Here is a 15,142-nt window from a genome sequence, read left to right on the forward strand (position 1 = left end):
TTACTTTTTATAAGCCGAAATTAATTTTTCGATTACAATTTCTTCTGAATAGTTCTCCAGAACTGATTGATTAAAATTATCTCCTATTTTTTTTCTCAACGATTCGTCTTCAATTAATTTTAATAATTGCTTTTTTACTTGAGAAATAGAAGACGGATCAAACAACAAACCATTATTGTTATCTTGAATAATAACGGAACAGTAACCTACATTTGTTGAAATAACTGCCAAATTCTCTAAAGCATATTCAATAAGTGTTACCGGAAATCCTTCATCAGTTGATGCCAAAACTCCAATAGAAGCTTGTGCTAAAATATATCTGATATCGCTTTTTTCTCCATACAAATGTACAGAATTCTGTAGCGAATGTAATTTTACAAATTCTTTTAAAACGGCTGAATATGAATCTAAATAGTCTTTTCCTATTAAGTGAAGACTCCAGTCGGATTCATTTAATTTTAACTCCTGAAACGCTTTCAAAACTAAAATATGATTCTTAGGATTTTTTAAATTTGCTAAAAAAACAATCCTTTTACCTATTTTCCCTTTTAATGAGGTTATCTTCTCATCATTAGTTTGAGAAGTTGTAAAATTAGGAATAAAAATTACGTTGGGGCATTTCATGTTTTTCTTACTCCAATCTTCTAATTGACGGTTCACAACAAAAATCGAAGAAAAAAAAAGAGATAAAAAAACCAAAACTCTATTCTCTTTTTTGGTTTCTTTTACTCGGCTTCCATAATGATCGTGCCAAATAATTCTGATTCCGGGCAAAGTCAATTTAACCAATACTGCAATAAAAAAAGAGGAACTATGTGCATGAATTATCTCAATTTTATTCTGAATTATATATTTTCGTAACCGAAAAATTGACTGAAAATCGACGCGCTTTTTCTTTTCTAAAAATAAATAAGATACTGCTGCATTGATTTGTTTCTTCAAACTTCCTTCTGCTCTGGTTGCAATTAAACCTGAAAATTCAATTTTCTTAGATAAAGCATTGGCATAATTAACAGCCATTCGTTCTGCACCGCCGGCATTTAGTGAGTCTATTATTTGTACAACTCTCATTTAGTTAATAGCTTTTTAATTTGGGCTTCAAATATCTCAGTGGTATAATTTTGCGACCATTCAATCGCTAATTTGCTTTTGCTAAGAAAACTGGTTTCATCATTAAGAATTTCAATTATTTGATTTACATCTTTATCTAAATTCATTTCTAGTAAAATACCTCTATTTTCATAATCTAACATAAAAGGAATGCATGAAACTTTACTGGCAATTGGAACACAACCCCAAAACATTCCTTCTGCAATTGCTTTTGGCCAGCCTTCACTTTTTGAAGGTAAGATAACGAAATGACTTTTTTGATAGGCTTTTTTTAATGTTTCATTATTTTGATTTCCGTGTAAAACAATATAATTTTCAAGATCATTAGTTTTAATATAATCTTCTAATTGACTTCTTTCAAAACCTTCGCCGTATACGCTTAATGACGCTTTACATTTTTTACTTCTTAACTCATGTACTAATTTTACAGCATACATAGGATTTTTACCTGAAACTAAACTTCCAACAAATATGAATTCTATTGAATGAGAGAAATCAGGCTTTTGGATAATTTCTTTTTCAGATTCTGCATAAGTAGCGGTAAAAAATGGCTTGATGTTTTTTGTCTGATTTTCCCAATCACCATAAACCAAAACTTTCATATTACGGGTTAAAAAAGTATTACTTAAAATCCATTTTTGGATTTTATATGTATATGGCTGATTACTTTTTGGATCCCAATTACCTGCATATTTTGCTGTTTTAGTTTTATGCGGAAATAAAATCTGAGCAAAACATCCTATTAACCCCACATTTCCCGGACAACGTAAATGTATATGGTCAGCATTTTTCATGGTCAAAAACATTTTCCAGAAAATAATTGGTAATTTAAAACCTGAAATGATAGTATTTCTAAAACTGATAAAATTAAAATCCGGGACTTTTCTAAAATCAATTTTACTGTGTTGATAAGAAATATCTATTGCCGTTGATTCGCCATTTTTTAATGGAGCAACAACAATTACCTCATCAACATATTTAAACCAAATATTCATTTCCCGAACATAAGGTGCATAAGCAAAATACTGATTAGTCTCGTCAATATGTGAAACGTGGGTTATTATGGCGAATTTCATTATTTTATTTTTGGTTTATTAACCAATAAACTTAAAAAGCCTACACTTCTTCCTAATGTTTCTGTAAAGGCTGTTTTTTTATTTTTTTCTGATAAAATATTTGTAAACCTAATTAAAAGCAATAAAAGGGTTATCAAGTTCCATTTTATTCTATCTTTTAAAACGGGATTAGGATTTTTAATTCTCCACACATACCAACCATTTCTTACCACCATTTTACCATAATAGCATTGATTAGGTCTTCCTGATTCATCATGAAAATGGCCTAATTTTGCGGCTGTATTTATATATAAACTTCCCGTTTTTGAAACTCTTAAAGTAAAATCAGCATCTTCGTACAAGCCATAACCTTCAAAATAAGTTGAAAATGAAAGTTTTTCAAAAACTGATTTTCTAAACGAAGAAACTCCTCCCATTAATTGTTCTACTTCATATATTTTATTTGTTGGTGGTAAAAAACTAACACTTCTGCCATGCGAAAATAAGGGTAAAAAACCAGGGGGACAATCACTATCTAAATGGAGTTTTTTTCGTAAAATAAATCTACTTCCTTCTTTGCGTTTCCATCCGTCAAAATAAAACTCATTTATTGAAGCCTTATAATCATTCCCTACTTTTTCCCATTTTGTTTCGTTGGTGATATAACCTCCAACTCCTAATGCCTGTGGGTAAATAATATATGTTTTAATTAATTCTTCAAAATAATTTTCTTCGAGAATGGTATCGTCATCAAGAAAACAAACGATATTAATATCCGAATTTACTTTTGCAATCCCAAAATTTCGCTGTTTGGTCAATCCTCTTTCTTCATTTGAAACGAGAAAATATTTTAATTTCTCAAACTTATTATCATTTAGAATTGTTTCTGTCTCTTTATTTGTAGAACCGTCAATTATTAAAATTTCATCCGGATATAAGGTTTGCTTCTGAACTGATTGCAATAGTTTTAGCAAAGGTTCTGAGCGCATATAAGTACAAATAACTAGGGATAATTGCATAAATTATTTAGAGGCTATAAAAAACAAATTATTATATCCTTTTTTTCTATCATATTTTCTACCATCAAGCGCGTAATAGTCTTCTATAGAATAAACTTCTATATCATTAAATCCAGCTACTTTTAAATCTTTTATTAATCCTTTTTTATTATAGTAATAACCCGGAACTTCAAATCCTTTAAATCCGGTATATCTATTTCCTACTTTTTCTCCTAAAAAAACAGAAAATAAGCTTCTTAATTTAAAATAAAGTGTTTTATTGAATGTTCCTACCTGATTATGAACCGTTCCTATTAATATACCTTTAGGAACAAGAATTTGATGAGCATTCTTAAAAATCGTTAAGCGATCTTGTCTAAGAGGGACATAAGTCAGCATACTATTTAGGATTGTAACTAATTCGAAATCCTCTGTAACTTTATTAAAGTCTTTTGCATCGCCAACAACGGTTGATGTTATTGTATCAATATTCCAAACTTTTAAGTTTACCTGACATTTTTCAATCATGTTCTCAGAAATATCTGAAGCAACAATTTTAGTTGGCTGAAAATATTTTGCAATTCCTTCTAATTCCCTTCCTGTACCACAACCAAAAACCTTGATGCTTTCTATTTTCCCAGTTTTTTCATAACGCTTTAAACTTGTTTCGAACATAAATTGTTCAAAATTCGAAACTGATTTTAAAACCTCTTGTGTCTCTATTATTTCTTTTCTCTCCCAAAAATTCTTATTGTCAATTTTCATTTAAATATTATTTGATTTTTTTTAAAATAACAGATATTCTTTCTTTATTTTTCTTGAAATACGTATTCAAAAATAAGTAGATCTTAAAAATATTTGGTTTTAAAACCATATGATAATGTGGCGTGTCAAACAAAATTGATTGAGCCATAAATTTTGATTTAAAATCCTGAACTCCTTTTGAACCTCCCATAGATATATTATATCCTTTATATCCAAGTCCGTAGGCCTTTTTAATTATTTCCCAATGTATAACGTAGCCAATATTTAAATCCGGTTTTTCTTTTTTTGTACCTCCCGAAATATAGGTTAAATAATTGCCACAATCTACAACAAACGCAGCACCTTTAATTTCGCCTGCAAAATTGACAGTCAATAAAAAAGCTCTTTTTTTAGCTATTAAATTTAGCATCGTATTTTTAAAATCTTCAAAAGCACGAACGGAATAATTACCAAACTTTGCGTTATCTTCTATAATACTATAGGCTAATTTACAATCTTCTTCAATTTCCGGATAAGTAATTTCAATATGATTTCTATATGCTAAATTAATATTACGCCTGGGCTGTAAGGCAAATTGCTGTAGCAATTCTTCCGGATTTGACGCGGTATTAAAACCCAGCCAATTTATTCCGTAGGAACTATAAATATGCTTGAACAAACTTCCTTCTGTTCCTAAATTTTTTATCTTACTTCTTATATTCGTATTATACGAATTAGCTTTTATAAGCTTATTGATAGAAAAAGGAATACTATATTGAGCATAACAGCATTTAAGTTTCTTAGCTCTTAAATATAATTCGCTGATGCCAAAAGAAATATTTTCCTCAAAATTATCTCGAAATATTGGACCATGAGGAACAATATAAAATTTAAAGAAAGCCATTTTTGCAATTACCGCGCCATATCCTCCAACTATTTTTTCGTTTTCCAGGAATAAGCCTATTTCAAAATCAAACCCGTATGATTGATACGACTGTAACCAATCTGAAAGTATTAAATGACTTCCTCTGTCGTTTTCACTAACAAAATCGTCCCATTTCTCCAGCCATTGCTTTTCTTTTGTAAAAAATACTTTCATTAAGAAAATTTTCTAAAAATTAATCCTGAATTATTTCTTTCAAATATATTCCCTTCGAAATCAATATCAAAAAATACTTTTTCAAAACGTGCCCAATATTCAATTAATTCAATAAGAGTTGGATTCCAAATTTCGTTATTTACAATTTTGTTTCCTAAATATTTAAAATTCTCAGCCACTTTTTTGTCTATTGTTGTTGGAGTTGAAAATAATTTCCCTGTATGATATTTCATTGGCACAGAAAAATAAGTGTGTGCGATAAAAACACCTTTTTCATTTGTTAAAGCATTTATATTTTCGTGAGATAATGATTTCTTAAAATCAAGCATTTCTAAGGTCTGAAAAATATAAAACTCTTTATCTGTGATTGTATGTTTAAACACAATTGGAGAATATTTTGCTAATTTATAAGGGATGTTTTTTTTCTTATTCCAAAATAGTAAAACCGAAAAAATAGAACTTCCAAGTTTTGATACGTCTTTTATAAACGGAAAAAACGATTTTAAATCTCTTTGAAAAAACACTTTTTTAAAACGCGAAGCACTGTATTTATATTTTAAAATTAAATCCTCTTCATTATAATAATGAAAAATAATGTTTTTGATTATTAGTTGCATTTTCTTTATAAAACCTAAATTTTTATTTCCTTTTAAAAAATTAGACAATGTAAAATGCTGTGTATTAAACTGATTTATGACTCCATTAGTTGCGGTTCCGGAATCAATATAATTCCAGAGTGTATGGATATTTTTATCTTGTAAAATTCCTTCAAACTTTTTCTCGCTGATATCACTATTTTTTAAAAGAGAAAAATTATAAGGTTGAAATCCATGATCGATCCAAACTTTAATATCATTTAATGGAGGAACAAATTGCTCAAAATCTGCAAAACTATCTTCATTCGATTTTATAGATTGTGAAAGTGAATGATAACATAACTCATGCCCATCATTATTCCATTGTAACAGTTCTTCTTGCTGGTTTTGAAATGATGCGTTATCTTCTCGCTTTGAAAAATGATTCAGAAAAAAACCCTTAGTTATTTTTATCTGATGTTCCTTAAAAAAAATTCTTTGCAAAACAAGATTTTCGGCAGTATCAAAATCACAATGATCCGTAAAACAAGCGATTGCAACAAACGGTTTCTTTGATCTGCTTATTTCAATTGCTTCATTCTTAGGAAATAACAGTGTTGGATTTGCAATGAAATTTAGTTTTTGTTCTGCTAAAACAATTGATTTTCTATTTTCGTTTCCTAAATAACTGGTAAGTGGAGAAGAAAATTCAGGATTAAAGCGCCATAGTAAAACTGTTGGATTTTTATAATCAATTTCCCAAATTCCGCTAGTTATATTAGACTGTACAATCTGCGCGTTTTGCAGTTTAACAATTTTTGGGCTAAATGGGTTTGCAATATAATTTTTTTTACATTTTTGCCAAGTGTAATCATGATCACGAAATTTAGCAATTGGCTCAGAAAAGGTAATTTTTATATCGAAAGATTTATAATCTGAAAGATTTAACAAATTTAAATCTATAGCACATTTTGAATGATGATTTGTATCAAACTCAACTTTTTGACTTCCTGAAGATGTTATAATTACTATTGATTCTATCAAAATTTATGCTTTGGTTTTTAATTCATTTGCCCAATATTGACTTTGTTTCCATTGCTTTTTAAAACTCGAAAAGTAACGAATTGGATTTTTTATTGTCTGTGCTTTATAAAATTTAAAAAATAAAATCGTTTTGTATCCGTTTATTTGCTCTTTTCTTACATGCAAAATTTTATACAGCATAATAGTTGGCGATGGTTTAGGCGGGATCAAATCTTTATGCCATTCTAAAACCGGTTTTGTTCTAAAACCTCCCATTGGTGCTTTTAAATGTAAAATTTCAAGTTTTGGAAAATAAATAATATCCACACCTTCATTACGAAGCTGCATTCCAAAATCTGAATCTTCACCATAACCAAATTCAAACATTTTATTGAATTTAACTTTCTGTAATAAACCCGAATGTATAAAACTATTTCCGGAACCAAATATTGAGGATTGATTAATAAAAATATCAGTTTTTATTTCATTGAGTTGCAAATAAGATGTTGAAATGGCTTTTACTCCATACTTTTTGATATTAGTAAATACATCTTTCAGTAAATTTTCATCAAATCTATTATCATCGTCATTTAGAAAAACCCATTCACTTTTAACTTCTGCCAAAGCTAAATTCCTTGCATTACACGCTCCGGTTTGATGCGTGAAAATATGCTTTATTACAAAGGGCCAGTTTTCCCCTAAAATATAATCAAGTTCTGAAATACTGTACGGCAATGGATTTTGTTCTACAATAACGACATTTATTGGCAAATAAGTTTGTTTTGACAAATCCTTTAAAACATCATACAAATATTGTTTTCTGCCAATTGTTGGGATTATGATGTCGATTGTTCCGTTGCTAATTACTTCCTTTTTTGATTCAACTTGAATTGCTTCAATTATAGAATCATTTTTCAATTTTCTTTTTGAATAAAACATGCTGAAAAACAGTGGCAAAAATGCTATTCTTCTTTCGTATAAAAACAGATTTAAAAATAATAAAAATGTCCAACGTGTTTTATAATGCTGCTTTACAAATCGAAATAAAACAAAATCACTACTTCTTTGCTTTTTTTCTGTGTCTAAAAAATCTTTTAAAAGTGTAGGTTCAGAGTAACATAAAACTCCATTTGGCATTGCAAGTTTTGCTAAAGAATTTAAAAAATAATCAAAATTATTAATTGCATTTATTTGATGTTTTAAAGCTGCCAAAACCGAAGCTTGAATTCCTCCAACATTGCTGCTCATTTGCCAGGTTGGATAACTTACTTTTTTATTTATTTTAATAAATGGAGATTCTTCGACATAACCAATGGCATTTGATAAATATTCTTTTTCAAACGGATTATACGAAGCCATGATTTTATTATGATGAAATATAAAAGAAAATTCAGCTATATTTAGATTTGATTTTAAATCATAATGACACCAAGCTATTAACTTATCCGGAAATGTTAATGCTAATTCAAATAGAGTTTTTGCAATATTATGTCCTGAAAAAACAACATTTTCTTCACCATTTTTAACCTCAACAACTTTATTTTTTTTATGATAAATAACAATCATTATTTCTTTTTATATTGTTTGATTATTTCCTGATAAAACTCAATATTATCTTTAGATAATTTCTTGATATCAAACTTCTCTTCTACTTTTTGTCGTGCTTGTTTACCTATTTTAAGACTAAGCAATTCATTATTTAAAATCTCATTAATTCTTTGAGCATACAATTCATGATTTTCAGGATGTACTAAAAAACCACTTTCCTGATCGGTAATAAGTTCTTGCGACCAGCCAATATTACTATTTACTACTGCTTTTTGCATCGCCATCGACTCGATTGTTACCATTCCCTGCGTTTCTGCAAAAGTTGGAAACACGCACACATTTGCCTTTTTTATATAAGCTTGTACTTCGCTGTAAGGTATTTTTCCTAAATAAATAACGTTTTTCAAATCGTCATTCCTGAATTGTTCTTTCATCAGTTCCCATGTTGACGCTGACTTTGTTTTAATGTCATAAGAATCGCTGCCTATTAAAACCAATTTTGCATCAGGATTATCTTTGCGAACTTTGTTGAAAATTTCGGGTAATTCTAAAACTCCTTTTTTTCTAATCAAAGTACCAATGTAAAGAATCAATCCTTTTTGATATTCAGTCGGAAAAAAATTTTGAAACGTCTCAAGATTTAACCCATTATGAATTACTTTGGTTTTTTTATTTTTAATCTTAAAAAGGGAATTTGTCAATTTTCCGGCAAAATCAGTTGGAGCTATAAATGCATTCGCGTTTTGTAAAGCTAATTTTTCAAACCAGAAGTTTTTCTTTTTCTGCTTTCGATTTTCTAAATGACAAAAATAAGTATCACTTCCGTGAAAGCGAATTACTAACGGAATTTGAAATTTCATGAACGCAGTAATTCCAGTCCAATCCGGAGCTTCTAGAATAGAAATTCGCTCGTTTTTAATTACTGAATTGCAATAGTTTTGAATGTACTTTCTATGAAAAAACCATCCGAAAAATTGATATGATTTATTTTTAATAAGATGAATTCTGATACCATTTTCAACAATAATTTCCTGATCTTTTTGCCCAAAAACAAAAACTGTAATTTCCTCTCCATCATTTATTAATGCAGTAGCCAGATTTTTTATGCTCGTACCAATTCCTGCTGCCTGAGCAACTTTCTCATGTGGATATTCTGATGTTAGAAAAGCTATATGCATTTTATTTCTTAAAAAAATCTTTTATAATTCGTGCGGTAAAAATTCTCGCGCCTTCATCATTCATATGTCCGCAAGATGAAAAATATTGATCTTCAATAACTGCATTTTCATAGTTATGAATTTCAGGATATAATTTATTAACTTTTTGAAAGTAATCTTTTCCTATAACATTTTCGCACATTGGCGTCATTATAGCAATAAGATTAATATGGTTTATTTTGCAAATCTTTTTTATCTCTTCATAATAACGATTTGTTTTTGGCTCGAAATTTAAATTTTCTTCATTTAGCTTCCCTACATTAGATTTTAAACCATCAAATCCTCCGTTATCAAGTTCTTTACTTTTTTTATTTAAGCCATAAAAAAACATTTCTCTAAAACCAATTTTAGCATCATATTTTAAATATCTGTAAAACGGGATATAATAAAAACTTTTAAAATCATCTAAACCTTCAAATTGGCTTTTCACAACATCTGAACCATGTAAATATGGTAAAAAATGAATAAACGCACCTTCTGATTTTTGTTCTGATTTTAATGTTACATCGACATCGATTATAACGTTTTTAATTGTATTTTTTTTTAAAGCAACAATTTTAAAACCAAATCAGATTCAAATAATTTAGCACCCTGCATTCCAAAGTTAAAAGCTTTTAAACCTTTATCCGTAAACATTTGGGTTACAAAATGATTATTTGCTCTTGATAATCCTAATATAACGACATGATAATTTTTGGGTCCGTATTGTAAATATATCCTATTTTATCTCTTTGATTTGATTGAAGGAAAATATATGAATATTCCTTATCCATTATTATTGAAAGCATAAGAATTAAAACAAATATCTTTAATGAGTAGAACAAAAACTTTCTCATTTAAATAAAGTGATTTGCTCTTTAAAAAAGATTTTATACTGGATTCTTAACTTCATCTATTTCTTAAAAAAATCTTTAATTATTCTGGCTGTAAATATTTTAGCTCCCTGATCTGTCATATGTCCGCAAGACGAAAAATACTTATTTTCGACAACTACGTTTTCATAATTATGAATTTCAGGATATGTCTTTTTTACTTTATCAAAATAATTCATCCCCACAACATTCTCACACATGGGCGTCATGATGGGAATAAAATTGATATGATTTGCTTTACAGATGTTTTTAATTTCTTCGTAATATTTGTTGTGTTTCAAAGGATTTAAATTAGTAATATTGTTTTTCATATTACCATTTTTATGTTTCTCTAACGGATAATATCCTAAATTATCTAACGCTGTCGTTTTTTTATGAATTGTTGTAAAAAAAGTTTCTCTTATTCCAATTTTAGCATCATATTTTATATATCGATAGAATGGAATATAATACAATTCATTGAAATTTTCCTGATTAGAAAAGTGCTTTTTAATCACTCCGGAATTATGAATATACGGCAAGAACAAAGCTGCAATTCCTTCGGCTTCATGATCGCTTGAAAGATTCAAATCAGACTCAAGAATTACATTTTTGATATCGTATTTTCTTTCAATCATTAATTTCAACATCAATGATGCTTCGAATAAATGACCGCCACTCATACCATAATTAAATGTTTTTAATCCTTTGTCTTCAAACATTTGCGAAACAAAATGATTATTTGCTCTTGATGAACCTAAAATGACAACATCATAGTTTTTGGCTTTAGAGTTAAAAACAGTTTCAATTTTCCCTCTGTTTTTAGACTGCATAAAAATGGCCGTATATATGCCATCCAAAGCAACGGCAATGAAAATGGCTACAACAATAATTTTGATTGTATAAATTAAAAAACGCTTCATTAAAATTGAAAATATATAAATTCTTTATAATCGGAGAAAGTTCCAAATGCTATTATTGCTGTTATTGCCAAAGCAAGTTTGAGCATATTTCTTTTTCCTGACAAAGGTTCTACTTTGTTACGATTATTCCATTCGACTAAAACAAAAACCCCTATCATAAGGAGTAATTCATAATTATAACGTTCGTTTTGCAGATATTGAAAATTGAATTCTCTGTTCGTGAAAATTCTTTTTAAATATAAAACTGCATCTGTTATGGTTCGGGCTCTAAAAAATACCCAAGCCACACAAGTCAATAAAAACGTATATAAAATGCTCAACAGTACTTTTGCAGAGTCAAAATTCCATTTTAATACAATGGCGTCCATATTTTTTCTGTTACTATCGGACAGTAATAATGGCAGAAAGTAAACTGCATTTATGAATCCCCAAACAATATAAGTCCAGTTTGCACCATGCCAAAATCCGCTTACTACAAAAATGATGAATGTATTTCTGATTTTCATCCAGATTCCGCCTTTGCTTCCGCCTAACGGAATGTACAGATAATCGCGAAACCATGATGAAAGCGAAATATGCCAACGACGCCAAAACTCGGCTATATCTCTTGAAAAATAAGGATAATTGAAGTTTCGTAATAAGTCCAATCCAAATAATTTTGACACTCCCAATGCAATATCCGAATAGCCTGAGAAGTCTCCATAAATTTGAAATGCGAAATAAATTGCTCCCAGAATTAATGAAAAGGAATTCATTCCGGTATAGTTGTCAAAAATAGCATTTGCATAAGTCGCACAAGTATCTGCGATCACTACTTTTTTGACTAAACCCCAAACTATCTGGCAAATACCTTCTTTGGCTTTTTCAAAATCAAACTCACGCTTTACTTTTACCTGGGGTAATAAATGTGTTGCTCTTTCTATTGGCCCTGCGACTAAAAGCGGAAAATAGCTAACAAATAAGGAATAATCTACAAAGTTATATTCGGCTTTGATTCGTTTGTAATAAATATCAATTACATAAGAAAGTCCGTGAAAAGTGTAAAATGAAATTCCTACGGGAAGAATTACGTTTAGTAAAATTGGACTTGCTTTTAATCCTGTGGAATTTAATAAATCTGCAAATGAAGAGGCAAAAAAGTTGTAATATTTGAATATCCCTAAAAATCCTAAATTGACTAAAATACTAAGCCAAAACCAAAATTTTCGACTTCGTTCTGATTTTCCTTTTTCAATTTGAATTCCGGTGTAATAATCCAGAAATGTCGAGAAAACCAATAAAAACAAGAATCTCCAATCCCAGCAGGAATAGAAATAATAACTAGCTATAATTAATAAAGCATTTTGTGTGCTTTTTGTTTTATTAAAAACAAACCAATACAGAAAAAAAACTATTGGTAAAAAGATCGCAAATGCTAAAGAGTTAAAAAACATATTATTTTGAAAATTTGGTAAAAAATTTATTTAAAAATAAAATTCGAAATTAGTTAAGTATGGTTTCTATAGCTTTCCAAATTCTTTCTGAAACATTCTGCGGCGGATGCTGATTAATTATCTCAAACCATTTTTGGGCATTTGCAATAGTTTCAGATTGCTGAACTAAACCAAGTTTGATTTTATCCTTTATATCCTGAGGTGAATTCAACCACAAAACAGCATTTTTATTGGGCATGGAACGAAAATGAACATATTTGTAAATTTTTGAAACTGACCAGTTTTTATCTATTTTATTTTGAACATCATAATTTATAAATGCACAAGCTTTTTGATGCGCAACATAATCAAATACCATTGATGATCCTAAATTTAGTACCATTTCAGTATGTTTAATTGTATTCATTTGTAATTCAAGATCTTCTTTTGTTGGCAAAATAGTATCCCAGTCTTCTCCAACTTTTTGCCATAAAGGTGCAATTGGTTTGATTATATCTTTATTTTTTTCAAGAACTTGATCATATCTATTAGAGAAATCTACGGGACAGCGTCTAAAAATAATTCCTAACGAATTTCCTTCATTATTCAATTCCCTAACCGCATCTGCAACATCAGATAAATATTGTGGATCATCTGGACAAGTTGTAAAATCATCGCCGGAATAACAAACATATTTTTTGTTTGAATCAAGCTGATGTTTTTCGAAAAATTCATCCTTTGAAACTATTTTGGTCGTATCAAAATGACTTTCGAATTGTGGTGTTCCGGTAATAAAAATCTGAGTTCCTTTTATATTTGGATAATAATGTAGTAATTCATTTTTCATGTGTTCGCTCCAGACAAAATAAAAATCAGTCTCAACGACCATTGTTGCTTTTGGCAAATTATCCCATGAAAAAATAAAAGTCGCTGTTGGGATTCCAAGTTTTTGTGCTGCTAATAAAGGCGCAATTGCCAAAACCGGACGCTGATTTGTACAAAAAACCATATCAGGTTTTTCTGTTTTCAAGGTTGCTAAACAATGTTTGTAATAGTCGCCTTTTTGTTCTAAACTTTTAATTTTTTGAGAAATCTTCTCCAAACCTTTATTTGAAGAATGTGTCGCGATTAAAAACTGAGAGATTAAATTTTTTACGGCTGGTTTTAATTTTTTATATAAAAAAGGAAAACGATATGTATCATAAACCAAATCTTTCTCAGCCTGAATACTTAAATTAAGTTCAATGTGTTTTCGAGCGTTTTTGTAACTATCCGTTAAAAGATTTGTTTTTGCATTCCTGATATTTATAGCATCAAAACCTAAAGTCGTTAAATCAAAAGGAGTATTATTCCAATATATGATTTGAAAATTTTGCTTTAATCCGAATTGGAAAAAATTAGAAAAAGCAAAATTCCTAAGTCCTACTCCATCTGGCAATAAAATGAATATTTTTTTATTTTGCATTAACTGTCTCTAAATTGTTTTTGATGATTGAGGTGCCAAATATCCGATTTTTGAAGAGACTGAAGAAATAATTCATTACTATTTCCTTCACCAAAATCGGCGATTGATCCCTGAACCTGATGCGTATCAATTATCGATAATGCTTCTTTTATACCATTCGATGAATAATCTGTGTTGATGATATCTGCATGAACTGCTCTGTTTTGCTGTCTTGTTCCAATGTTTATAATTGGAATTCCATAATAGGGAGCTTCTCTTATTCCTGCACTGCTATTGCCTATTATAAATTGACTATTTTTTAATAAAGTCAGAAAATATTCAAATCTAAGCGATGGAAAAATTCTGAATCTTGAATTTTCTTTTAGCTTTTTGTATGCATCAAGTATAAATTGACTTCCTAAATCATTATTCGGAAAAATTACAATGTAATTATGAGAGTCGTTTAATAATGACTCAACAAATGTTTCTGCATATTCTTTCATCTTTGAAAATTCGGTTGTAACCGGATGAAACATTACGATTGCAAAATCATCAAATGGAATTTTATAATATTCTTTGGCAGTTTGTAAATCCGGTAATTGATCTGAAAACATGATGTCAATATCCGGTGAACCTATTGTAAAAACAGATTCTTCGATTTCGCCCATTTGAATCAATCGTTTTGCTGCCTGCTTATTTGAAACAAAATGAATATGGCTTAATTTACTCACGCTATGGCGAATTAATTCATCAACAGTTCCGGAGATTTCTCCTCCTTCTATATGTGATACCAAAATATTATTTAGTGAACCTACAATAGCTCCTGCAAGTGTTTCTACACGATCCCCATGCACAACTATCATATCCGGATTGATCGTTTTACAATAATTTGATAATCCTTCGATGGTTTTTGCCAGGGTTAAATCCATTGTGGTTTCGTGCGTGTGATTTTCGAATGTAAAAACATTTTTAAAATTACATCGCTCAATTTCTATCAACGTATAACCATAAACTTCTTGTAAATGCATGCCGGTTACAAAAACAAAGACTTCAAAATCATCTTGTTTTTCCAGCGTTTGTATTAATGATTTTATTTTGCCAAAATCAGCGCGTGTACCGGTAAGAAATAGAATTTTTTTCATT

General features: G+C 29.4%; 13 protein-coding genes. All 13 read right to left on the minus strand.

Annotated features, from left to right (window positions below):
• Positions 1-1,071, minus strand: a complete 1,071-nt coding sequence (locus KHA90_RS12670; protein WP_213300372.1) for a glycosyltransferase — start codon at positions 1,069-1,071, stop codon at positions 1-3.
• Entirely contained in the window at positions 1,068-2,186 is a 1,119-nt protein-coding gene (locus tag KHA90_RS12675) for a glycosyltransferase (protein WP_213300376.1), read from the minus strand. Before KHA90_RS12675 ends, KHA90_RS12670 begins: the two co-directional genes overlap by 4 nt.
• The gene (locus tag KHA90_RS12680) at positions 2,186-3,184 is read right to left on the minus strand and encodes a glycosyltransferase family 2 protein (protein ID WP_213300379.1); all 999 of its coding nucleotides are present in this window, start codon (positions 3,182-3,184) and stop codon (positions 2,186-2,188) included. The genes KHA90_RS12675 and KHA90_RS12680 overlap by 1 nt, the downstream gene beginning before the upstream one ends.
• A gap of 3 nt (positions 3,185-3,187) precedes the next feature.
• Entirely contained in the window at positions 3,188-3,928 is a 741-nt protein-coding gene (locus KHA90_RS12685) for a class I SAM-dependent methyltransferase (protein WP_213300382.1), read from the minus strand.
• A gap of 7 nt (positions 3,929-3,935) precedes the next feature.
• A complete protein-coding gene (locus tag KHA90_RS12690; protein ID WP_213300396.1) occupies positions 3,936-5,006 on the minus strand; it encodes a lipid II:glycine glycyltransferase FemX in 1,071 nt (356 codons plus the stop codon).
• Positions 5,006-6,625 carry a hypothetical protein gene (locus tag KHA90_RS12695; protein ID WP_213300399.1) on the minus strand — a complete coding sequence of 540 codons (1,620 nt, stop codon included), beginning with the start codon at positions 6,623-6,625 and terminating at the stop codon, positions 5,006-5,008. Before KHA90_RS12695 ends, KHA90_RS12690 begins: the two co-directional genes overlap by 1 nt.
• A gap of 3 nt (positions 6,626-6,628) precedes the next feature.
• A complete protein-coding gene (locus tag KHA90_RS12700) occupies positions 6,629-8,170 on the minus strand; it encodes a glycosyltransferase family 2 protein (RefSeq protein ID WP_213300402.1) in 1,542 nt (513 codons plus the stop codon).
• Positions 8,170-9,330 carry a glycosyltransferase family 4 protein gene (locus KHA90_RS12705; protein ID WP_213300405.1) on the minus strand — a complete coding sequence of 387 codons (1,161 nt, stop codon included), beginning with the start codon at positions 9,328-9,330 and terminating at the stop codon, positions 8,170-8,172. Before KHA90_RS12705 ends, KHA90_RS12700 begins: the two co-directional genes overlap by 1 nt.
• Before the next feature lies 1 nt (position 9,331).
• Positions 9,332-9,799, minus strand: a complete 468-nt coding sequence (locus KHA90_RS25395) for a hypothetical protein (RefSeq protein WP_244860314.1) — start codon at positions 9,797-9,799, stop codon at positions 9,332-9,334.
• Positions 9,800-10,261: 462 nt separating this feature from the next.
• On the minus strand, positions 10,262-11,143 hold the full coding sequence (locus KHA90_RS12715; protein ID WP_213300407.1) for a hypothetical protein: 882 nt from the start codon (positions 11,141-11,143) through the stop codon (positions 10,262-10,264).
• Positions 11,143-12,576: an MBOAT family O-acyltransferase gene (locus tag KHA90_RS12720; protein ID WP_213300410.1), complete on the minus strand. Its 1,434-nt coding sequence runs from the start codon at positions 12,574-12,576 to the stop codon at positions 11,143-11,145. The genes KHA90_RS12715 and KHA90_RS12720 overlap by 1 nt, the downstream gene beginning before the upstream one ends.
• A 49-nt stretch (positions 12,577-12,625) precedes the next feature.
• The gene (locus tag KHA90_RS12725; RefSeq protein ID WP_213300413.1) at positions 12,626-14,020 is read right to left on the minus strand and encodes a UDP-glycosyltransferase; all 1,395 of its coding nucleotides are present in this window, start codon (positions 14,018-14,020) and stop codon (positions 12,626-12,628) included.
• Entirely contained in the window at positions 14,020-15,141 is a 1,122-nt protein-coding gene (gene neuC / locus KHA90_RS12730) for a UDP-N-acetylglucosamine 2-epimerase (RefSeq protein WP_213300429.1), read from the minus strand. Before neuC ends, KHA90_RS12725 begins: the two co-directional genes overlap by 1 nt.
• Position 15,142 lies beyond the last annotated feature (1 nt).

The organism is Flavobacterium psychroterrae (genome assembly GCF_018380615.1).
Lineage (GTDB): Bacteria > Bacteroidota > Bacteroidia > Flavobacteriales > Flavobacteriaceae > Flavobacterium > Flavobacterium psychroterrae.

Coding starts and splice junctions, on each gene's coding strand:
- KHA90_RS12670 (WP_213300372.1), bottom strand. CDS start 1,071: ATGAGAGTTGTACAAATAATAGACTCACTAAATGCCGGCGGTGCAGAA.
- KHA90_RS12675 (WP_213300376.1), bottom strand. CDS start 2,186: ATGAAATTCGCCATAATAACCCACGTTTCACATATTGACGAGACTAAT.
- KHA90_RS12680 (WP_213300379.1), bottom strand. CDS start 3,184: ATGCAATTATCCCTAGTTATTTGTACTTATATGCGCTCAGAACCTTTG.
- KHA90_RS12685 (WP_213300382.1), bottom strand. CDS start 3,928: ATGAAAATTGACAATAAGAATTTTTGGGAGAGAAAAGAAATAATAGAG.
- KHA90_RS12690 (WP_213300396.1), bottom strand. CDS start 5,006: ATGAAAGTATTTTTTACAAAAGAAAAGCAATGGCTGGAGAAATGGGAC.
- KHA90_RS12700 (WP_213300402.1), bottom strand. CDS start 8,170: ATGATTGTTATTTATCATAAAAAAAATAAAGTTGTTGAGGTTAAAAAT.
- KHA90_RS12705 (WP_213300405.1), bottom strand. CDS start 9,330: ATGCATATAGCTTTTCTAACATCAGAATATCCACATGAGAAAGTTGCT.
- KHA90_RS12715 (WP_213300407.1), bottom strand. CDS start 11,143: ATGAAGCGTTTTTTAATTTATACAATCAAAATTATTGTTGTAGCCATT.
- KHA90_RS12720 (WP_213300410.1), bottom strand. CDS start 12,576: ATGTTTTTTAACTCTTTAGCATTTGCGATCTTTTTACCAATAGTTTTT.
- KHA90_RS12725 (WP_213300413.1), bottom strand. CDS start 14,020: ATGCAAAATAAAAAAATATTCATTTTATTGCCAGATGGAGTAGGACTT.
- neuC (WP_213300429.1), bottom strand. CDS start 15,141: ATGAAAAAAATTCTATTTCTTACCGGTACACGCGCTGATTTTGGCAAA.